The following is a 19,861-nucleotide window of genomic DNA, read 5'->3' as shown; positions in this document are numbered from 1 at the left end:
CTTGCGCAACCTCGCACGGGCGGTGACAGTTGGGACTCTTCGAAGTCCTGCGAGGAACCGCCCCACGATGAGCGAGACAGGCAGCGTAGCTGCGCATTTCAAGGCCAATATCGTGCTCTACGGCGCGCTGGCGGCCAATCTGGGCATTGCCGTCGCCAAGTTCGTAGCCGCCGGGATCAGCGGTTCGTCCTCCATGCTGACGGAGGGCGTGCACTCGCTGGTGGACAGCGGCAATCAGGTCTTGCTGCTCTACGGCCAGAAGCGCGCCAGCCGAAAGCCGGACCCAACGCACCCGTTCGGCTATGGGCGCGAGCTGTATTTCTGGGCTTTCGTGGTCGCCATCCTGATCTTCGCGATCGGCGCGGGCGTGTCGATCTACGAAGGCTTCGTCCACATACAACAACCACACGCGATCGAAGATCCGACGCTCAATTACATCGTTCTGGGCATCGCATTCCTGATGGAAGGCGCCTCATGGGCCCTCGCCGTGCGCGAATTCGATCGCGGGCGCGGCGATCAGACCTGGTGGCAGGCGATCCGCCGCAGCAAGGATCCGCCCGGCTTCATCGTGCTGTTCGAGGACAGCGCGGCGCTGATCGGCCTCGTCATAGCGGCGGTCGGCGTCTGGGCCTCGATCCACTTTGCCGATCCGCGGATCGATGGCGTCGCTTCCGTCCTGATCGGCTGCGTGCTGGCGGGCGTGGCAATGCTGCTGGCCCGCGAATCCAAGGAATTGCTGATCGGCGAAGCGGCAGACCCGGTTCTCATCGCGCAAATTCGGGAGGTGCTGAACGGCCACCCTCGCATCGACGCGGTCAATCACATCCGCACGGTCCACACCAGCCCGCAGGCCATCTTCGTCGCCATCAGCGCGGACTTCGATGACAGTCTGATGATGGGCGAAGCCGAAACCCTGATCGAGGAACTGGAGTGCCGGATGAAAGCACTCTCCCCGTGGATTACGTCGATCTACATTCGCCCGGAAAGGCGGGCAGACGCGATGGTGTGGTGATCCGCCGCGGCGCGGCTTGACGGATTTTCGAAGGGCATCGCGTTTCGGGCGCTGCTGCGTTCTCATTCCCAAGCTCTTGCATATGCGCCCCCTCCCGCACTGCTCACAATCTCGTCGCCCCCGCGAAGACGGAGATGACGAGGCCAGAGGGGGGCTTAAGTCGAGCCAGTTCAAATCACGTCGGCATTGCTTGGAGGAAGCCGTCCCCGGCGATCTCTGCTTCAACACCGTCCCGGCAAGTTCCCTACGTCTAGCCCAGCCAGAAGTGCTCCATCGCCCTATAACGCAAAAAGGCCCCCGCATCGCTGCGGAGGCCCTTCCGTTTGAGTGAATGGCGGTGCCGTTCAGCCCATCGCGACGAGGCGCTGGGCTTCGGCAATGATCTCGGGCGGCTGCACGAGGAAAGCGTCTTCCAGCTTCTTCGCGAAGGGCACCGAGCAATAGGGCGCGCCAAGGCGGCCGACCGGGGCCTTCAGCTTGCCGAACAGCGTTTCCTGCACGGTGGCGGCGATTTCCGCGCCGGGGCCGAAATTACGGCCGGCTTCGTGGACCACCAGCAGGCGACCGGTCTTCTCGGCCGAGGCCAGAACAGTTTCCTTGTCCCACGGAGAGATCGTGCGCAGGTCGATCACTTCTACCGAGACACCCGCCTTGGTCAGTTCCTCATAGGCCTGCATGACGGTGAACATCATCTGGCCATAGGAGACGATGGTGATGTCCGAACCGGGTGCAACGACATTCGCCTTGCCCAGCGGGATCGGGCCCTGATTGACCGGCACGTCCATCGGCACGAACAGCGTCTTGCCGCTTTCGACGATGATGACCGGGTCCGGGTCCTGGATCGCCGAGAGGTAGAGGCCCTTGAAATCCGCCGGGGTCCAGGGGATCACCACCTTGATGCCGGCAGTGTGGCAGAACCACGCCTCATAGAAGTCGGCATGCTGGCCGGCAGTCTGGTTGCCCGCGCCGGTCAGCGTGCGGATCACCATCGGCACCTGGCTCTGACCGCCCGACATGAAGCGCAGCTTGGCCGCGTGGTTCACGATCATGTCCATCGCGACCGCCGTGAAGTTCATCAGCATGATTTCGGCAACGGGCTTGTAACCGCCCATGGCCGCGCCGATGGCCGCGCCGATGATCGCCTGTTCGGAGATCGGCGTGGAGCGCACGCGCATCGTGCCGAACTTGGTGGAAAGCCCGCGGGTAACGCCAACGACGCCGCCGCCTTCGTTATCCGCAATGTCCTCGCCCAGCACGAGGACCTTGGGATCGGCCTCCATCGCCTCCATCAGCGCAGCATTGATTGCCTGAAGGCCGTTCATCTTCACCGTTTCCACGGCGGGGGCTTCGAGAGTTTCAGTGCTCATGCCGGAATCTCCTCGGCAAAGACGTCGCGGCGCAGTTCGTCGTCGGACGGGTATTCGCAGGCCATCGCGAATTCGATGGCGTCGTTCACTTCGGCCTCGATCTTCGCGGTCAGCGCGTCGAGCTGCGCCGCAGTGGCAATGCCGTCGTCGATCAGCTTCTGGCGATAGATCGGCAGCGGATCCTTGGCGATGGCTGCCGCCTTCTCTTCCTTGGTCATGTAGCCGTCGGCGTCGCCGAAGACGTGGCCCATGAAGCGGAAGGTCTTGCATTCCAGCAAGGTCGGCCCCTCGCCCGCACGCGCACGCTCGATGGCGGCGTGGGCGTGGGCATAGACGTCGACGGGGTCGTTGCCGTCCACGGTGTAGCCCGGCATGCCGTAGCCGATCGCGCGCTTCGATATCTGGTCGACCGAAGTGCCGTTCTCGTAACGGGTATGCTCGGCAAAGCCGTTGTTCTGGCAGACGAAGATCACCGGCAGCTTCCAGACGGAGGCCAGGTTCAGCGCTTCGTGGAACGCGCCGATGTTGCTGGCGCCGTCACCGAAATAGGCCACGGTCACCTGCTTGGTGCCGTCCAGCAGGGCCGCCCACCCGAAGCCGTTGGCGATCGGCATGGACGATCCGACGATGCCCGTCGTCACCATCACGCCGGTTTCCGGGTGAGTGAGGTGCATCGGGCCGCCCTTGCCCTTGCAGGTGCCGTCAACGCGGCCGCAGATTTCTGCCCAGAGCGGGCGGAGCGGCATGTCCTTGGCGACCATGTCGTGGATGCCGCGATAGATCGTGCAGATCTTGTCGTCGTTGTTCAGCAGCACCGAGATGGCTGAGGGAATGCATTCCTGCCCACGCGCCGAATAGTACGGCGCGGTAATGCGGCCGCGACGGATCTGGGTGCGGGTGGCGTCATCGTTGCGCTCGATCCGGATCATCCGGCGGTAAATGTCGAGCTGCGTCTTGGCATCCGGGGATGCCCTGTTCTCCAGTGTCTGGCTCATGTGTCCTCTCTCGAGCAGCCTCTCCGCCCATAGGTGAACCTTGCGGGCTGAACTCAAGTTCAGTACCGCAAGGGCAAGTGTGCGCAAGGGGAGGCCAGACCGCCGCAGCGTTATCGACCAACCGTCGCACCGGCGATGCCTCTCGACCGGCGCTTGACCGCCGACTTCACGCCGCTGTCAGACCTGGTTGCCCAAGCCTGCCGCATGCCTGGCGGCAATCCAGCCGAAGGTCATCGAAGGACCGACACTGGCCCCGGCGCCGGGATAGACGCGGCCCATCGGCGAGGCCGTGCTCACACCGCAGGCATAGAGCCCCTCGATAGGCGAGCCGTCAGCCCTGAGCACGCGCGAGTCGCTGTCGCAGACGACGCCGCCGTAAGTGCCGACATCGCCGGGAACCACCGGGATCGCATAGAACGGGCCCTGCTCGATGGTGCCCATGCAGGCATTGGGACCGTCCTTGAAGAAGGGATCGCCCAGCCAGTTGTCGTATGCCCGGTCGCCGCGATGAAAGTCCTCGTCCCGCCCGCCCCGGACGAAACCGTTCCAGCGCTCGACAGTGGCCTTGAGGGCCTGCTCCGGCACTGCAATCTGCCCTGCCAGCGCCTCGATGCTGTCTGCCTTGCGCATCCAGCCCGACGTCAGCCAGGCGGTCATGTTCTTCTTCGCCATGCCTTTGCCGGCAACCGCATATTCGTCCATGTACTGCTGATCCATGATCGCCCAACTCGGGATCGCGGGGACCGTGCGGTTGCGCAGCAGCATGTTTTCGCAGAACTCTTCGTAGGAGCCGCCCTCGTTCATATAGCGAACGCCGGTCTGATCGACCTGGATGGCATGCGGCTTGCCGGTGGTGCTCTGGGTACCCGGCTTGACGTAGTCCGTATCCCAGCCCGGGGCTTCCGACATTTGGAACCCGACCATCTGGTCCATCTGGGCGAGCACAGCGCCCTGGCGCTCAAGTTCGGCATGCATGTCGCCCGTGTCGCTTTCGATGCCGTTCGACCACGCGGCGCGCGTTCCGGGCATATACTTGTCGCGCATCGCCTGGTTCTGCGAGAAGCCGCCGGCATTCATCAACACGCCCAGCCGCGCGCCGATCCGCCAGGGCCTGCCGTCCTTGACCGTCACCACGCCCAGCGCGCGGCCATCCTCGACCACCGTTTCCGTGACCGGGCTGTCGGTGCGGATCTCCGCCGCCTGCCGGTCCAGCACGGCCTTGAGCATCCGCCCCTGCAAGGCGGCGCCCGCCGTCACCCAGTGCTTGCCGGTCAGCTTGCCGGCGATGATCTTCACCGCGGTCTTGAGGAGGATCTTCTTGATCGCCCAGGAATGCTTGGCGAAAGGCAGCTTCATACCATCGTCGAGACGGATGGGCGCCTCGGCAAAGCCCTGGCGCAGCTTGCCGGCCCATGACTTGCCCAGCGCGTTCTTGTCGAAAGGCACGGCGGTGACCGTGCGACTGGTCTTCATGCCCCCGGGCAGATCGTCATAATAGTCGGGCCAGAAGCGCGAGCCACGCTCCATCGCCACGCCCTGGGACACGATGAAGTCCAGCATCCGGGGCGCCTCCCGCGCATAAGCGCGGCGGCGTTCGGGGCTGGTCCCGGGGCTGTCGTCACCATCGGGAACGACCGCGTCAAGGTATTGGCAAGCCTGCTCGAAGCTGTCCTCGCCCGGGTCCATGAAGCGGTTGTTGGGGATCCACATGACCCCGCCCGACTTGGCCGTCGTCCCGCCCACCCACGGCGACTTCTCCAAGATGAGCACCGACTTGCCGGCCTGCTTCATCAGCAGCGCCGAGGCCATGGAACCGGCTCCGCTGCCGACGACCACCCAATCGAAGCTCTCGTCGAACTGCGCCATTTACGCTTCCTCTTCCATGACCCGCAGCTGGTGCCGTTCAGGCGTTCAGCGAGGTAGAACGGAACCGCCCGGCCTTGGCAAGGCGAAGAGGCCGACAAAGGCTTGCAAGAGCGAAGGTTTCGCCGGGGCGAAAGGTGATCGCGAAATGGGATTGCCCCTGCCTTCGCTGAACGGAGCGGTCTATCACCGCCAGGACGACAGCAAGAACCATTGGGAGACCTGACGAACATGAGCGCCATTCCGCCGCTGCCGAACCTGGCCACTATCGCCATGGCCCGCGAGGAACGCCTGCTGCGGATCACGCTCAACCGGCCGGAAGCGATGAATGCGGTCAACCTCCAGCTTCACGACGATCTGGCAGAAGCGCTGTGGTTCGCCCAGGGCGATCCGGGCTCCGACCTCGTGCTGCTGACCGGCGCCGGCCGTGCCTTCTCCGCCGGGGGCGACCTCGACCACATCGAGCATAATGCCCGCAACCCCCACTTGTTCGACCATGAGGCCCGCGTGGCGAAGCGCATCGTCTCGACCCTGCTGGATATCGACAAGCCCGTCGTCTGCCGGATGAACGGCCATGCCGTGGGCCTCGGCGCCACGCTGGCACTGCTCTGCGACGTGATTTTCGCTGCCGAAGGCGCGAAGATCGGCGATCCCCATGTCGGCCTTGGCCTGGTGGCGGGCGATGGCGGCGCGGTGATCTGGGCGCAGCGAATCGGCCTAACGAGAGCGAAGGAATACCTCCTCACCGGCGAACTGCTGACGGCTGCCAGGGCGGCCGAAATCGGGCTGATCAATCACTGCGTTCCGGCCGAGGAACTCGACGCCCGGGTGGATGCCTTCTGCGCGAAGTTGCTGGCCGGCGCGATGGTGGCGATCCGGGCGACGAAAGTCCTGACCAATCTCGAACTCAAGCGGCTGGCGGCGGCATTGATGGATGCCGGGATCGCCTATGAAAGCGTCTCCGTCCGCAGTGCCGACCATCTCGAAGGGATCGCCGCCCTGAAAGAAAAACGGCCGCCCCGCTTCAGCGGCCGCTGACACGCCTCGCGGCCGGGTGCCGCGAGGCTGCGGCAGTCACGCGGCAGGGGTTACCCGGTCGCCCCTTTCGGTGAACAGTGCGGTGTAGCAAGTGCCCATGTCCTGCGCGTCGCTCTGCGTGAGCTGGCCGGCAGCCGTGGCCTTGCCGATCGCGCCCAGCAGCGCCATCGGATCGTCTGTCTCGATGTCGTAGATCGCGAGATAGGGGTTGCTGTCGTTGCCGACGAGCCGGGCGACCAGTTCGTAACGCTGGGCACCGGTCATGCCGAAGGTGTTCACCAATTCCGGCAGGTGATTGTTGTCGTACCAGTGGTGATAGTCCTCCTCACGCCCTGCCTTGGGGGTCGTGAGGGCGATCAGCTTGTACTTGGGCATTGTCGTGCTCTCCCGTAGATCCGATTGCATCGGTATGCCGCCAGCTTCGACTACGGACATGACGAGGCGCAAGCGCAGCGACGTCCCTTGCGCATAGATCGCTCTGGCGTTTGCGCGGCTATTGAAGGAGCAGGCTGGCGCGCGGCAGGCCTGCAAATGGCTCGTTCACCGAACGTGCCGCGGCAGGAGCTGGCAAAGCAGCCACACCGCCGCCCTCGCCGCGATATTCTCGGGGGTTCAATCCGAACACGCGCTTGAACATGCGGCTGAAATGCGCCGGGCTCTTGAAGCCTACGCCATAGGCAATCTCGCTGATCGAAATGTCCCGCGGATCGCTCTTGCCCAGCCAGTCCTTCGCCTTTGCCAGCCTCTGCTCCCAGACCAGTTCCGAGAACGAGGTTTCGCGCAGGCGCAGCAGGAACGAGAGGTAGCGCGGCGAAATCCCGCAACCCCTGGCCACCATCGCCGTGGAAAGCTGCGGGTCCGAAAGGTGCACCTCGATGAAGCGCAGGACTTCCTCCAGACGGCGGTCGGCAATCGACTGGCGAGAGGGTTGCAAGGCACATAGGGCGCGCATGGCATTGGCGACCAGACCGATCGCGGTATCCATCAGCAGGCGCGCCGAACTCTCGCCCAGACGCCCTTCATCGGCGAAGACCTCGCCCAGCATCCGCTCGGCCATGGCCAGTTCCGGCCGGCCACCCGCCACCACCAACCCCGCGCCAAGGTCCTGCGCGATAGAGGAGCGCAGCACATGGGTGGGCATGGTGACGTGGAGGCTCTCGTGGCTGTCCTCGTCCTTGCGGCATTCGATGAGAAACGGCGTCATCGAACGCGTCACCAACAAGTCTCCCGGCCGCGCCAGCTTGCCGCCGAACTGGTCGGAATAGGACAGCGCCCCCCTTCGCACGAACCACAGGATCGAAAGATCGGTCGCATCTTCTCGGATATGCTGGCGGGACCGCCGGAAGAACAGGTTGCTGGCCGAGCGCTGGCGAATGATCGACATGGCCCCCACGGCCTTGCGCTCCGATCGGACATCGACAGTGCCCACATCCTCCACCCAGAAATCGCCGCTATAGTATTCCTGTTCGCGGGCGCCCCTGAACACCTGCTGGCAATCGCGGTAGTTGCGCCCGTCGAGCGCAAACAAGGTTTCCGTCATGACCCTCTCCCCGGGTATGAACGCCGGATCGAGCCCGGCCTGCGCCCCGCCGGTTCGAACCGGTCTGTGGGCGCGGATGAAATTATCATCAACCGGCTCGATCAATTCCGCTTTTCGTACGCCAAGGCCCGGCGTCCCTGCACATATCGCCCCCGCGCAAAATCTCGCACAGGGCTTGCAGGCGAGCAGGAACGCCGGATCGAGCCTGCGATCAGGCCTCCTGTTTCTGCATCCGGGCCGTGCGGTCGGTATCCTCATGCCGCATGAACATCTTCATGATGTCGCCCGAGGTGACCGGACGGGTATCGCCTTCCTCCACCGGACGCTCACCTGCAGATGACTTCGGACCGGTATCCACGCCCGCCGCCTTCGCCTTCTCGCGCAGCGCACCGACCGTCAGTTCCGCGCGCGTGAAGTGCTGGAACGGATCGAAGCGGAACCAGCGCATGGCATTCCCGTGCGTGATCTTGTCGATCTGCGCGTCGGTCAGATGGTTGATCGAGGGCCAGAGGTTTTCGGGCACTTCCGGCCAGAGCGTGTCGGAGTGCGGATAGTCGCATTCATAGGCGATGTTGTCCTCGCCGATGAACTGGATGTTCTGCAGGCCGAAGGCATCGTCGATGAAGCAGTTCAGGAAGTGCCGCCGGAACATCTCGCTGGGCTTCATCTTCTGGAAACGAGAGTTGGTCCAGGCCTTGTGCCGCCAGTTCGAGAAGTCCGCCCGCTCGGTGAAGTAGGGCACCCAACCGATCGAGCCTTCCGAAAGCGCGATGCGCATGTCGGGATAGTGATGCAGCGCCTCAAGCTGGAGCCAGTCCGAGGCGGCATAGGCGATCGACATCGGCATGGTCGAGATCCACGCCTCGATCGGCGTTTCCATCGAGGCATGGGGCGCCGGATTGCCGCCGCCGATGTGGATGCAGATCGTCATGTCGAGATCGTTGATCGCCTTGTAGAACGGATCCCAATAGGCGTTGTGGATGCTCGGCAGGCCCTGACAGGTGGGGTTCTCGCTGATCGAGACGGTGTGGCAGCCCTTGGCCGACACGCGCTTCATCTCGGCGATGGTGGCGTCCATGTCCCAGGTCGGAAGGATCGCGCAGGGGATGAAACGCCCCGGATAGGCGCCGCACCACTCGTCGATATGCCAGTCGTTATAAGCGCTTACATGGACTTTCGCGAGTTCGCGATCGGGCACGCGGTGGAGGCGGCCGCCGGCAAAGTCGAACACCGAACCGAAGTTGAGCGACGAGGCGACGCCGTTGACGTCCATGTCCTTGATGCGTTCGTGCACGTCATAGCAACCGGCGCGAAGCTGATCGAGCGAGGTCGGCTCCATGCCGTATTCCTCGAAGGGCCGGCCGACCACGGCATTCAAGCCAACCGAGGGGAACTTCATCCCCTGATAGACCCACAAGTCCTTGCCGTTCTCGTCCTGGATCAGCTTCGGCGCCGAGTCGAGCGCGGCGCCGGAAAGGTGGTTCTGGAACAGATCCGGCGGCTCGCTGATATGATCGTCGACGCTGATCAGCACCATGTCGTTCATTTGCATGACGGCACTCCCAAAGTTGCCGGGCCGGATCGGCTGCCGGCGGGCGCATCTTTAACGGCGCCTTGACCGGGGAAGCTACGCCTCCCCTCCCCAGGCGGCCAGCACGCGTTTCCAGCTATCGCGCCCGCGATTGCGTGGGCCGGGCGATTGAACGGGGCGACGAGGTATGATGTTGACGAGGAAACACGAAAACCAAAAGCCCCGGGAAAAGCCTGAAATGAACTTCGACCTCACCGACGAACAGGGCATGATGCGCGACACGTTCGCGCGCTTCCTCGACGAGCATTCCAGTTCCACGCGCGTGCGCAAGGCGCAGGAATCCGGCGGCTTCGATCCCGAAATGTGGTCGGGCCTTGCCGAACTCGGCGCTTTTGCGATGCGCGTGCCTGAAGAGGCGGACGGCATGGGCCTCGGCCTGTTCGACGCCGGTCTGCTAATGGAAGAGGCGGGCCGCACGCTCGCCTCCGGTCCGCTGGCCGAAGCTCTGGTGGCAACGCGCGTGCTGGGCCTGCTGGGCGGCCAGGAAGACCTTCTGGCAAACGCAGTCGGCGGCGAAGCGGTGGTCACCATCGCCATGCAGGATATTGCACAGTTCCCCAGGCAATGGGTCGCTGGCGGTCTGGTTGCCGACGCTGTCGTGGCCCGCAAGGGTGACGAGATCGTACTCGTCACGGTGCCCGCCGATGCACGCATGGCCGAGCCGACTCTGGCCTCCACGGCTATCGCCGACCTCGATCTCTCCGCCCTGCCCGTAACCGTGCTTGGCAGCGGGGACCCGGCGCTCGCGACTTTCGCCGCCGGTCTCGAGGAATGGAAAATCCTGATCGCACTCGCGCTCTCCGGCCTCAGCCGGGCGGCGCTGACGATGGCGGCGGAATATGCCGGCGAGCGCAAGGCATTCGGCGTGTTCATCGGCACTTTCCAGGCCTTGTCCCATCCGATGGCGGACCTGATCTGCGAGATCGATTCCGCCAAGTTCCTCGCCTGGAAAGCCATGCGCTCGATCGCCGACGGCGAGGCGGCCGCCGGCGCGCAGGTCTCGCTGGCCGCGTGGTACGCCTCCGGCGCGGCGGGCCGCACCGTGCGCCATGCCGTGCAGACCTTCGGCGGCATCGGCCTCACCACCGAGCATGACGTCCACCTCTACAACTTGCGCGCCAAGGCGTGGCCGCTGGTCGCGGGCGATCCCGAGGACTGGCTGGCAGAGGCCGGCCGCCGCCTCTACGCCGACGAAAAAGCCAGCCTTCCCGATGTGGGCGAAGTTCCGGTCGAGTTCGATCTGGGCGAGGATGCCCGTGCGATCCAGCAGGAAATCCGCACCTTCTTCGCCAGCAACGTCACTGACGAACAGCGCGAGAAGTTTCACTTCTCATGGGAAGGCCACAACCCGGTCATCCACAAGCAGCTGGTCGAGGCGAACCTTGCCTATCTCCAGCTTCCCAAAGATGTCGGCGGACGCGGCCTCAGCCCTTATGCAGTGACCGGCGCCCGCGAGGCTTTCGAGGAAGAGGGCTGGAACAATCCTGTCGCCAATGTCGCGCAGATGGTGGCGCTCATCATGTACCGCTTCGGCACCGAGGACCTGAAGCGCGACGTGCTGTCCAAGGTCATGGCGGGCGATGCGATCTGCTCGCTCGGCTACTCCGAACCGGGATGCGGCTCGGACGTCTTCGCCGCGCAGTGCAAGGCCACCCGGCTTGAGGACGGCTCCTGGCGGATCGATGGCACCAAGATGTGGACGAGCGGCGCCAACCTTACCGATTATGTGCTGATGCTCTGCCGCACCGATCCCGACGCGCCGAAGCACAAGGGGCTGACGATGTTCATCGTGCCGCTCAAGGCCGAAGGCGTCACGATCCAGGCCGTCCATACGTTCATGGACGAGCGCACCAATATCACGTTCTACGACAACGTCAGGATCCCGGACACCTGGCGCCTGGGAGAGATCAACGCCGGAGGCCGCACCATGGCGGCCAGCCTCGAACTCGAACATGGCGGCGGCTTTGCCAAAGTGCAGCGCGCGATGCTCGAAAACGCGGTCGAACTCTGCGAGGAAATCCCGGTGGCGGGCGGCGGCAAGCTGATCGATACGCCCAAGGCCCAGATGCGACTGGCCCGCACGTATGCCCATGTCATCGCCTCCGAAATGATCGCCTATCGCGCCAACTGGACGCAAGTCCACGGCAAGGGCAACGGCGCCTATGGGCCGATGGCGAAGATGTTCTCGTCCGAACTCTTCATCACCGACTCGCGCGATCTGCTCGATCTGACGGCGCCCTATTCGCTGGCCAAGCGGAAGGGCGCGGCCAATGCGCTCAATCTCGCCTATCGCCATGCCCATGGGACGACCATTTACGGCGGCACCAGCCAGGTGCACCGTTCGATGATCGCTGAAAAGGGCCTCGGCCTGCCGCGGTCGCGTAATTGAGGAGGTGGAAACCATGACCGACGAAGCACCGCACCTGCTCACCGAAGACGTGGACGGCATCCTGATCGCCACGCTCAACCGGCCCGATAAGCTCAACGCCATCAGCCGGCAGATGATGGACCTCCTGACCGAGGCCGTGCTGCGCTTTCGCGAAACGCCCGAGCTGAAAGTCATGCTCATCCGCTCGGCCGGGCGCTATTTCAGCTCCGGCGCGGACTTGCGCGGCGGCAATCAGAACATCGTCTCGCCCGTCTCCACCGGCGGCAGCGCGCGCGGTATTCGCGAGAACCACCGGCTCAATCTCAACAACATGCAGCAGCTCTGGGATGAGATCGAGCATATCGAGAAGCCCTTCGTCGTCGCACATCACGCGATGTGCGTCGGTGGCGGGCTGGAGATGAGCCTCTCGTGCGATTTCCGCCTTGCCGCGAAGAGTGCAGCCTATGCCTTCCCGGAAGGCCTGTTCGGCGTACTTCCGGCCTCGGGGGGTGTCTCGCGCCTCACCCGCATCTGCGGCCCGCACTGGGCGCGCTGGCTGATCATGGCGAACAAGCCCGCACCCGCCGACATGGCTCTCACCATGGGGCTGGTCCATCAGGTCTATGAAGACGAGACGTTCGAGGCGGATGTCATGGAATTCTGCCGCCACCTGGCCAGGCAGAACCCCGAGCAAATGGGCGCCGCCAAGGTCGCCATCGAACTCAGCGCCGAAGTCGGCCGCGACAGCGCGCGCCACATCGAGCGCATGGCCAACAGCGCGCTGATGCTCAACCCCGATTACATCCGGGGCATGGAAGAATATCTGAAGGGCGTCGGCGGCAAAGCGAAAGCCTGACGCCCAGCGAGCCTATCAGCGGGGACCTTGGGCCATGGCGAACCATGGCCCATCGATCCGGAAGCCTCAGGCCCCGACCATCCCGCGAATGGCGCTTTCGAACAGCGCGCGGCCGTCGGTGCCGCCGTGGATGCTTTCGATCGCGCGCTCGGGGTGCGGCATCATGCCCAGCACGTTGCCGGCCGCATTGAGCACGCCGGCGATCTGGCGCGCCGAACCGTTGACGTCTTCGGCGTAGCGGAAGGCCACGCGGCCCTCGCCTTCAAGGCGGTCCAGCGTTTCCTCGTCGGCATGGTAGTTGCCGTCGTGATGCGCCACCGGCACGCGAATGTGCTGACCCGCTTCGTATCCCGAAGTGAACAGCGACTGGGCGTTCTCGACCTTGAGCGAGACTTCGCGGCAGACGAAGCGAATGCCCGAATTGCGCAGCAGGGCGCCCGGCAGAAGACCGCTTTCGGTCAACACCTGGAAGCCGTTGCAGACGCCGAACACCGGCACGCCGCGATTGGCAGCCGCGACGACGGCCTGCATCACCGGCGAACGCGACGCGATCGCGCCGCAGCGCAAGTAGTCGCCGTAGGAAAAACCGCCGGGCAGGCCGATGAAATCGAGGTTTTCCGGCAGTTCGGCATCGCCGTGCCAGACGCGGATGCATTCGGTCCCCGAAATCTTCTCCAACGCCACCGCCAGGTCGCGGTCGCAGTTGGAGCCCGGGAACGTGACGACAGCGGAGCGGAATGCCATCAGGCGACCTTCTCGATGCGGTAGTTCTCGATCACCATGTTGGCGAGGAGCTTCTTGCACATGTCGTCGATGGCTTCGTCGCTGACCGTGTCTGCAACGTCCAGCTCGAAGAGACGGCCGGCACGCACGTCATTGACGCCGGAGAAGCCCAGGCCTTCGAGCGAGTGGTGGATCGCCCGGCCCTGCGGGTCGAGGACACCAGGCTTGAGGCTGACGTGGACGCGGACTTTCATCGCAGGGCCTTTCGCTTATCGGCGCAGATTCGTTTCACAGCGCCTATGGCCCCGGACACGCGCCGGGGCAAGGTTTGAGAGTCGTCCCCGCGAATGCGGCGCCGAGACGCCTTCCACCATGCATTTGGCCATCATGCACTTGGCCACGAAAGTCGCGATTGATGCGCCTCGCGCAACCTGCCATTTCTTTCTCCATGCAGGAATTCATCTCTTTCGCCGGCCAGGTCGCCGTGGTCACCGGTGCCGGTCACGGGCTTGGTCGCGCTTATGCACTGGAACTAGCGCGGCGCGGCGCGAGAGTGGTCGTGAACGATCTCGGCACCGATCGCGGCGGCGCGGGCCATTCCGAGGCCGCCCTTGCCGTGGTCGATGAGATCAAAGCTCTGGGCGGAGAGGCCATGGCCGATGGCGGCGACGTTTCCGACTTCGCCCAGATGGAGGCCCTGGCCGCTCGTACCCGCGAAAACTGGGGCGGCATCCATATCCTCATCAACAACGCCGGCATCCTGCGAGACCGCACTTTTGCGAAGATGGACATGGCCGACTTCGAACGCGTGGTGCGGGTCAACCTGCTCGGCAGCGCCTTTGCCACGAAAGCCGTGTGGGAGATCATGCGGGAGCAGAACTACGGCCGCGTGTTGATGACCACCAGCTCCAGCGGCCTCGGCGGCAATTTCGGCCAGGCGAATTACGGCGCCGCCAAACTCGGCGTGCTCGGCCTGGCGCGGACCTTGCGGATGGAAGGCGCGAAATACGACATCCGGGTCAATTCGCTGGCACCCACTGCCGGCACGCGCATGACGGCCGATATCTTCCCCGATGAAGCCTATCACGCGTTCCGGCCGGAAGCCGTCGTCCCGGCCGCGCTGTTCCTCGTTTCCAGGGACGCACCCAACGATGCCATCGTTGGCGCCGGCGGCGGCGTGTGCCAGAGCGCCTTCGTGACCATGAACGACGGCGTTCTGCTGCCATCGGAACAGCTGACCGTGGAGTCGTTCGCCCAGGCCTGGCCCCGCATAGCCGACCGGCGCGGAGACCGAATCCTCGAAACGGGAATGGATCAGGCTCATCATGCCTTGTCGATGCTTCTGAAATCGCAGAATTAAATCCGCGAAAGTCGGTTGACCGCGGGACTGCCTCTTGTACGGCCACCCCTCTGGATATTCGGGGGGACGAAGCCATGCAGGAAGACGAGCTTGAAAGAGGACTGATCTCGCTGCGGAGACGGGAAACCGGCCTGCGCTTCGTCATCGGTGCTTATCTGGCCTGCACCGCGGCGACCCTCATCCTGTGGGGATCCGTCATCGGCCGAGGTCTTGACCAGGAGGGAGACCATCCGCTCGTTCTGGCAGCCGGCTTCTCCGGACTGGCCTATGCGCTGTGCTTCGTCGCCAGTGTGATCGCTGTCTGCCTCTGGGTCCACCGCGCCCATGCCAACCTCTTCGCCGCCGGGATCGAAGGGCTGGAGTTCAAGCCGAACATGGCGGTGGGCTGGTACTTCATTCCCTTCGCGTTCTGGTTCAAGCCGTTCCAGGCCATGCGCGAACTGTGGAACGCCAGCCATCTCGCGAACGAAAACCAGCCTGCCAGGACCGAGCGGATGCTGATCGCCTGGTGGTCCTGCTGGGTCCTGGGGAATCTGATCGCCAACGGCAGCACCACCATCGGCGACATCACCAGCCCCATCACCGTACTCGATCTGACAGGCTATGGGTTCCATCTCGTGGCCGGGGCCACGCTGCTGCTGATCGCCAATGCCATCACGAAAGCACAGGCTTCCGAGATGAGCGTGCATCACGCCTTCGCCTGACCCTCAGCAGCGCAAGATCGTTCGAAGGCTCAGTCTTCCACGATCTTGAGCAGCTTGCGCTCCAGCGGGCTGAGAATGCCGGCCAGTTCATGACCGCGCTTGAGCACCTGGCCGGCTTCTCCGAACAGCGTCCACATGCCCTGCTTGCTGCGCAGGGACGGCCGCTTTTCGACCCGGGCCTGAGGCCTTTCCGCAGCGCGGCGGAAGGCTGAAAAATTCGCCGCTTCCTTGCCGAAATCCATGGCGTAGTCGCGCCAGATCCCGGCGGCGACCATGCGGCCGTAAAGATCGAGGATACGTTGCAGCTCCAGTCGGTCGAACCCCACCTGAAGCGGGATGCGTCCCGGAAAAGCGACGACGCTTCCGGTCCCGGTAATGGAAGACATCCGCCCGTCAGACACCCTTCACGGCCGGTTCGACTTGCTTTTCCTCTTCGAGGCGGTGCAGCAGCGTGTCCACTTGCGCCCGGAGCGCCGCGACCTGCTCTTCCAGTTCGTCCACTCGCTGGCTGCCCACCGGCTCGCACGGCTCCTTGCAGGGCGTGCCGTAAGGCATGAATTCCTTGGCGTAAGTCTCCGCCTTGACGAGCGTGGAGCGTGCCTTGACGCCGATCATGGTCGCACCTTCCGGCACGTCTTCGGTAACGACAGCGCTGGCACCCACGCGGGCACGCTTGCCCACCGTGACCGGACCGATGATCTGTGCGCCGGAGCCGACGATCACATTGTCCAGCAAGGTCGGATGCCGCTTGCCGCCCTTGCCGTTGGTCGGGTTCGAGCCGCCGAGCGTCACGCACTGGTAGATCGTCACATTGTCGCCGATGATGGCGGTTTCCCCGATCACGGTGAAACCGTGATCGATGAAAAAGTTACGGCCGATCGTGGCACCGGGGTGAATGTCGATGGCGGTCAGGAACCGCGATATGTGGTTCACCACGCGGGCCAGGAAAAACAGGTCCGCCCGGAACAGACGGTGCGCGATCTTGTGGAAGAACAGCGCCCATACGCCCGGATAGAGCAGGACTTCCCAACGCGATCGCGGCGCGGGATCACGCGCGACCACAGAGTCCAGATAGCGGACCAGATTACCCAGCATCGCGCGAATCTCCCATCAATCGGCCCGCAAAGCAAGCCATGAGGTCATGAGGCTTTCGGCTCGTCGCCGTTGAGGTCCATCGTCCACTTCAACTCGGAAAGCGCTTCACGCCAGATCGCCAGGGTCGGCGGCTGCTTGCGCTCCAGACTGAGACGGTCGATGGCGGCGACCAGTTTTTCGACGCCCACATGGCTACGTTCGCAACGCGGTACAAGATAGTCGGTTGCAGAAGGATCCAGAGACAGCCCGCGCATCTGGGCATGGACGTCGATCAATTCGCCCAGCATTTCCGCATCGGGCGCTCCAATTTCCAGTTCAAGCGCCGCGCCGAGCCGCGATCCGAGGTCCGGCAAAGTCACCTGCCAGCGATCCTCGCCCGACCCGCGCCGCCGACTGGAAATGATCAGCAGCGGCCGCGCGCGTTCCTGGGCGCGATTCCAGCTGTGAAAGACGATGTCCTCATCCAGGCGGTCGGCGTCGTCGAGGGCATCGCCATGGCCCGATTCGACGAACCAGCGCGCCAGCAGCGATTTGCCCGAACGCGGGGGGCCGGACAGGATGGCGCTGTGAAACGGCCAGGTGCCCGGCTCCAACAGCGCATCGATCGCCTGTGCGTTGGCATTGCCGACGACAATGCGCGGCGGGCTGTCGCTCGCGGCCGACAGCGGAAGTGCGATCTGCTTCATCACCGGGAGGACCTAGCGCGTGATCCTCAGCGCGCCGCCGCCGCTCGTCACCTTCCAGCCCTGCCCGCGCAGAGCCGAAGCGAGCCGCTCGCCGCCGCCTTCGACGGTCACGCGCATCACTGAAGTGCCGCCGACGGCCAGGCTGACCGTGGCTGCGCCGCGCACACCCGGCACACCCCGAACCGCCGCGAGCGCCGCATCGACAGCCGCCGCGTCAGGCGAGGCGAACTGTACCGAAACGGTCTCGACCGGGGCCGTGGGCACCAGCGACGGCACCGCGGCGGGCGCCTCCGTCTGCGAGGGAAGAGGCAGCGGCGCGAAAGCGTCTCCGCCCTTGGGCATCAGCTTCTGCCGCAGTTCGGCGAAGGCGCGGTCAAGCACCTGCCCGCTGGTCGTCAGCGTGGCATCGGGCCGCAATTCACCCCCGGAAAGCGCATCGCGATAGAGGCCATCCATACGCTGGACCGCCTTGTCCAGCATGGCCGGCAGTTCCTGCTCGCTGGCAGCATCGAGTTCGAACGTGCCGAGGAACGTATTGTCGGGGCCGTAGCGCGCCGTGAAGGTGCCGTGGATCGGACCACCGGGCCATTGCCGTTCGAGCCGGGCATAGGGCACCAGCACATCGGCAGCGTCGAACTGGTTGAGAACATTGCGCCACCACAGACGGCTGCGGCGCGATGCCTGCCCGGCCGTGAGGATCAGCGATTCTCCGCCCGCGCCCACCGGGCGGACATAATCGATGGGGCTCTGCGAAGCCTGGAATTCGGCCCAGGCACGCTGCCAGGGGCCGCGCACCTCGAATACCTGCTGCACGCCGCCCGAATAGAGCACGGGAAGCACCAGCATCGGCGCCGAACGGATCGTCGCCCCGCCGGCGCCGACATATTGTCCTGCGCGCGCCTTGCTGAAGATGACGCCCAGCGTCGCGATGTAGCGCCGCGGGCCGACCTGTTCCTGGCCGATGACGACCGAGGAAACCATGGCGTCGATCGATTCGACCGGCATGTCCGGTCCGCCGAGCTTCTTCCAGGCTTCCTTCTCGGCCTGCTTCCAGCCTTCCAGGCGCGCATCCGCACCGGTCTTGGCGGTAACGTCGACCTTGATGCCGTTGACCTGGATGTCTTCGGAGTTGGCGAGCGGAGCGATGCCGCGATCGCCCTCCACTTGCGCCACGAGTCGATAGCCGCCCACCGCTCCCGCAGCGAGAATCGCGGCACCGCCGGCCATGAGGGCCATACGGCGCACCGAACCGTCGCCGGAGCCGCGCGAACGGGTCAAGGCCAGGCCCCAGGTGAGGCCCTTGCCGGCCACGCGCCGGATATTATGGGAAAACGCTATCGCCATCATCAAACCGATGGGCCTTTTGCCCAAACCGATCCGGAAAACCAAGTCGTAATCCGAAGGCTCGCACAGTTGTATTGCCGAGCGATGCGCAAATTGGCGGAAGCCTGCCGACAAAGGCCGTCAAAGAATGCGGGAGACAAAGTTTCCGCCCGATTTGTTGCCCGGATTCGCGCCTCGGGCGTGACAGCAAGGCGTTTGCGCACTATGCGCGCGCAATGTCCGACGATAACACCCCGAAGAGCTATTCCTACGAGCAGGCCGGCGTCTCCATCGCCGCCGGCAACGCGCTGGTGAAGGCCATCGCCCCGCTCGCGAAATCCACCGCGCGCCCCGGCGCCGATGCGGAGCTGGGAGGCTTCGGCGGTTTCTTCGATCCGCGCGCGGCCGGCTACAAGGACCCGCTGCTGGTCGCCGCCAACGACGGCGTGGGCACCAAGGTCAAGCTCGCCATCGATCATGATCGCCATGACCACATCGGTATCGACCTTGTCGCCATGTGCGTGAACGACCTTATCGTCCAGGGCGCGGAGCCCCTGTTCTTCCTCGATTACTTCGCCACCGGAAAGCTGGAGAACGGCGTCGCCGAGCGTGTCGTGGCCGGTATTGCCGACGGTTGCCGCATCTCCGGCTGCGCCCTGATCGGCGGCGAGACCGCGGAAATGCCGGGCATGTATGCCGCCGGCGACTACGATCTTGCCGGCTTCTGCGTCGGCGCCGTGGAGCGCGGCGAGCAGCTGACCGGAGACAAGGTAGCCGATGGCGACGTGCTGCTGGGCCTGGCTTCGTCGGGCGTGCACTCGAACGGTTACTCGCTGGTCCGCCGCCTGGCCGAGGACAAGGGCTGGAAGCTCGACCGTCCGGCGCTGTTCGATTCGGACACGCTGCTGATCGACGCGCTGATCGCGCCTACGCGCATCTACGTTAAGAGCCTGCTGCCCTTCATTCGCTCGGGCCGCATCAACGCCCTTGCCCACATCACCGGCGGCGGCCTGCTTGAGAACATCCCGCGCGTCCTGCCCAAGGGTCTCCACGCCCGCATCGATGCCGGTGCCTGGGAACAGCCGCGCCTGATGGCCTTCCTCCAGGCCCAGGGCCATATCGAGCCGGCAGAAATGGCTCGCACCTTCAACTGCGGCATCGGCATGGTTCTGGCCGTGCCGGCCGAAGAAGCCGCCGCGCTCAAGACCGAGCTGGAAGCCGCCGGCGAAACCGTTTTCGTCATCGGCATCATCGAGGAAGGCGACAAGGGCTGCACCGTGCAGGGCGCCGCCGAAGTCTGGTCCGCGCGCGAGGACTGGGAGGCCGTCCATCTTGCCTGA

At 64.6% G+C, this 19,861-nt stretch carries 19 protein-coding genes; 7 read left to right on the top strand and 12 right to left on the bottom strand.

What is annotated here, in order from left to right; translation table 11 throughout:
• The first annotated feature begins 67 nt into the window (after positions 1-67).
• Positions 68-1,012, top strand: coding sequence for a cation diffusion facilitator family transporter (locus tag AC1VV3_RS01600; protein WP_431566582.1), 945 nt, complete (start codon positions 68-70; stop codon positions 1,010-1,012).
• Between the two features lie 344 nt (positions 1,013-1,356).
• Here AC1VV3_RS01600 and AC1VV3_RS01595 read toward each other — a convergent pair whose 3' ends face one another.
• The 3 genes from AC1VV3_RS01595 to AC1VV3_RS01585 form a co-directional block, all read right to left on the bottom strand.
• Entirely contained in the window at positions 1,357-2,379 is a 1,023-nt protein-coding gene (locus AC1VV3_RS01595) for an alpha-ketoacid dehydrogenase subunit beta (RefSeq protein ID WP_207912805.1), read from the bottom strand.
• Positions 2,376-3,374: a thiamine pyrophosphate-dependent dehydrogenase E1 component subunit alpha gene (locus tag AC1VV3_RS01590; RefSeq protein WP_314468014.1), complete on the bottom strand. Its 999-nt coding sequence runs from the start codon at positions 3,372-3,374 to the stop codon at positions 2,376-2,378. The genes AC1VV3_RS01595 and AC1VV3_RS01590 overlap by 4 nt, the downstream gene beginning before the upstream one ends.
• A 177-nt stretch (positions 3,375-3,551) precedes the next feature.
• A complete protein-coding gene (locus AC1VV3_RS01585) occupies positions 3,552-5,240 on the bottom strand; it encodes an FAD-binding protein (protein WP_431566581.1) in 1,689 nt (562 codons plus the stop codon).
• 228 nt (positions 5,241-5,468) lie between these two features.
• Here AC1VV3_RS01585 and AC1VV3_RS01580 point away from each other — a divergent pair, with 228 nt between their 5' ends.
• Positions 5,469-6,275 (top strand): enoyl-CoA hydratase/isomerase family protein, encoded by an 807-nt coding sequence (locus tag AC1VV3_RS01580; protein WP_132262475.1) that lies wholly within the window; start codon positions 5,469-5,471, stop codon positions 6,273-6,275.
• Positions 6,276-6,311: 36 nt separating this feature from the next.
• On the opposite strand, the gene AC1VV3_RS01575 is transcribed toward AC1VV3_RS01580, so the two are convergent.
• The 3 genes from AC1VV3_RS01575 to AC1VV3_RS01565 all read right to left on the bottom strand — a co-directional run bounded on the left by AC1VV3_RS01575 (position 6,312) and on the right by AC1VV3_RS01565 (position 9,367).
• Positions 6,312-6,650 carry a DUF4286 family protein gene (locus AC1VV3_RS01575; RefSeq protein ID WP_314468019.1) on the bottom strand — a complete coding sequence of 113 codons (339 nt, stop codon included), beginning with the start codon at positions 6,648-6,650 and terminating at the stop codon, positions 6,312-6,314.
• 118 nt (positions 6,651-6,768) lie between these two features.
• Positions 6,769-7,815: a helix-turn-helix domain-containing protein gene (locus AC1VV3_RS01570; RefSeq protein ID WP_431566580.1), complete on the bottom strand. Its 1,047-nt coding sequence runs from the start codon at positions 7,813-7,815 to the stop codon at positions 6,769-6,771.
• Between the two features lie 211 nt (positions 7,816-8,026).
• Positions 8,027-9,367 (bottom strand): amidohydrolase family protein, encoded by a 1,341-nt coding sequence (locus AC1VV3_RS01565; RefSeq protein WP_431566579.1) that lies wholly within the window; start codon positions 9,365-9,367, stop codon positions 8,027-8,029.
• 217 nt (positions 9,368-9,584) lie between these two features.
• Here AC1VV3_RS01565 and AC1VV3_RS01560 point away from each other — a divergent pair, with 217 nt between their 5' ends.
• Together AC1VV3_RS01560 and AC1VV3_RS01555 are read left to right on the top strand one after the other, a co-directional pair.
• Positions 9,585-11,795 carry an acyl-CoA dehydrogenase family protein gene (locus AC1VV3_RS01560; protein WP_431566578.1) on the top strand — a complete coding sequence of 737 codons (2,211 nt, stop codon included), beginning with the start codon at positions 9,585-9,587 and terminating at the stop codon, positions 11,793-11,795.
• A 13-nt stretch (positions 11,796-11,808) separates the two neighbouring features.
• Complete coding sequence (locus AC1VV3_RS01555) at positions 11,809-12,630, top strand: enoyl-CoA hydratase/isomerase family protein (RefSeq protein ID WP_132262465.1); 822 nt, start codon at positions 11,809-11,811, stop codon at positions 12,628-12,630.
• 66 nt (positions 12,631-12,696) lie between these two features.
• On the opposite strand, the gene purQ is transcribed toward AC1VV3_RS01555, so the two are convergent.
• Positions 12,697-13,374, bottom strand: coding sequence for a phosphoribosylformylglycinamidine synthase subunit PurQ (gene purQ / locus AC1VV3_RS01550; RefSeq protein ID WP_132262463.1), 678 nt, complete (start codon positions 13,372-13,374; stop codon positions 12,697-12,699).
• Positions 13,374-13,607: a phosphoribosylformylglycinamidine synthase subunit PurS gene (gene purS / locus AC1VV3_RS01545; protein WP_132262461.1), complete on the bottom strand. Its 234-nt coding sequence runs from the start codon at positions 13,605-13,607 to the stop codon at positions 13,374-13,376. Before purS ends, purQ begins: the two co-directional genes overlap by 1 nt.
• 194 nt (positions 13,608-13,801) lie before the next feature.
• Here purS and AC1VV3_RS01540 point away from each other — a divergent pair, with 194 nt between their 5' ends.
• A complete protein-coding gene (locus AC1VV3_RS01540; RefSeq protein ID WP_431566577.1) occupies positions 13,802-14,713 on the top strand; it encodes an SDR family NAD(P)-dependent oxidoreductase in 912 nt (303 codons plus the stop codon).
• 74 nt (positions 14,714-14,787) lie between these two features.
• Positions 14,788-15,417: a DUF4328 domain-containing protein gene (locus AC1VV3_RS01535; RefSeq protein ID WP_431566576.1), complete on the top strand. Its 630-nt coding sequence runs from the start codon at positions 14,788-14,790 to the stop codon at positions 15,415-15,417.
• 29 nt (positions 15,418-15,446) lie between these two features.
• Here AC1VV3_RS01535 and AC1VV3_RS01530 read toward each other — a convergent pair whose 3' ends face one another.
• From AC1VV3_RS01530 to AC1VV3_RS01515, 4 genes are read right to left on the bottom strand one after another with little or no spacing between them, the layout of a single operon-like run.
• Positions 15,447-15,803, bottom strand: coding sequence for a DUF2794 domain-containing protein (locus AC1VV3_RS01530; RefSeq protein WP_132262455.1), 357 nt, complete (start codon positions 15,801-15,803; stop codon positions 15,447-15,449).
• Positions 15,804-15,810: 7 nt separating this feature from the next.
• Positions 15,811-16,512 carry a serine O-acetyltransferase EpsC gene (epsC, locus tag AC1VV3_RS01525; protein ID WP_132262453.1) on the bottom strand — a complete coding sequence of 234 codons (702 nt, stop codon included), beginning with the start codon at positions 16,510-16,512 and terminating at the stop codon, positions 15,811-15,813.
• Positions 16,513-16,556: 44 nt separating this feature from the next.
• A complete protein-coding gene (locus tag AC1VV3_RS01520) occupies positions 16,557-17,198 on the bottom strand; it encodes a P-loop NTPase family protein (protein ID WP_132262451.1) in 642 nt (213 codons plus the stop codon).
• A gap of 12 nt (positions 17,199-17,210) precedes the next feature.
• Entirely contained in the window at positions 17,211-18,542 is a 1,332-nt protein-coding gene (locus AC1VV3_RS01515; protein WP_134092791.1) for a heavy-metal-associated domain-containing protein, read from the bottom strand.
• Positions 18,543-18,757: 215 nt separating this feature from the next.
• On the opposite strand from AC1VV3_RS01515, the gene purM reads away from it, so the two are divergent.
• A complete protein-coding gene (gene purM / locus AC1VV3_RS01510) occupies positions 18,758-19,861 on the top strand; it encodes a phosphoribosylformylglycinamidine cyclo-ligase (RefSeq protein ID WP_134092790.1) in 1,104 nt (367 codons plus the stop codon).

It is taken from the genome of Novosphingobium sp. BL-S-34 (assembly GCF_056857015.1).
The sequence above is the reverse complement of the archived record's forward strand: the minus strand, read 5'-3'. Positions and strand labels throughout refer to the sequence as shown.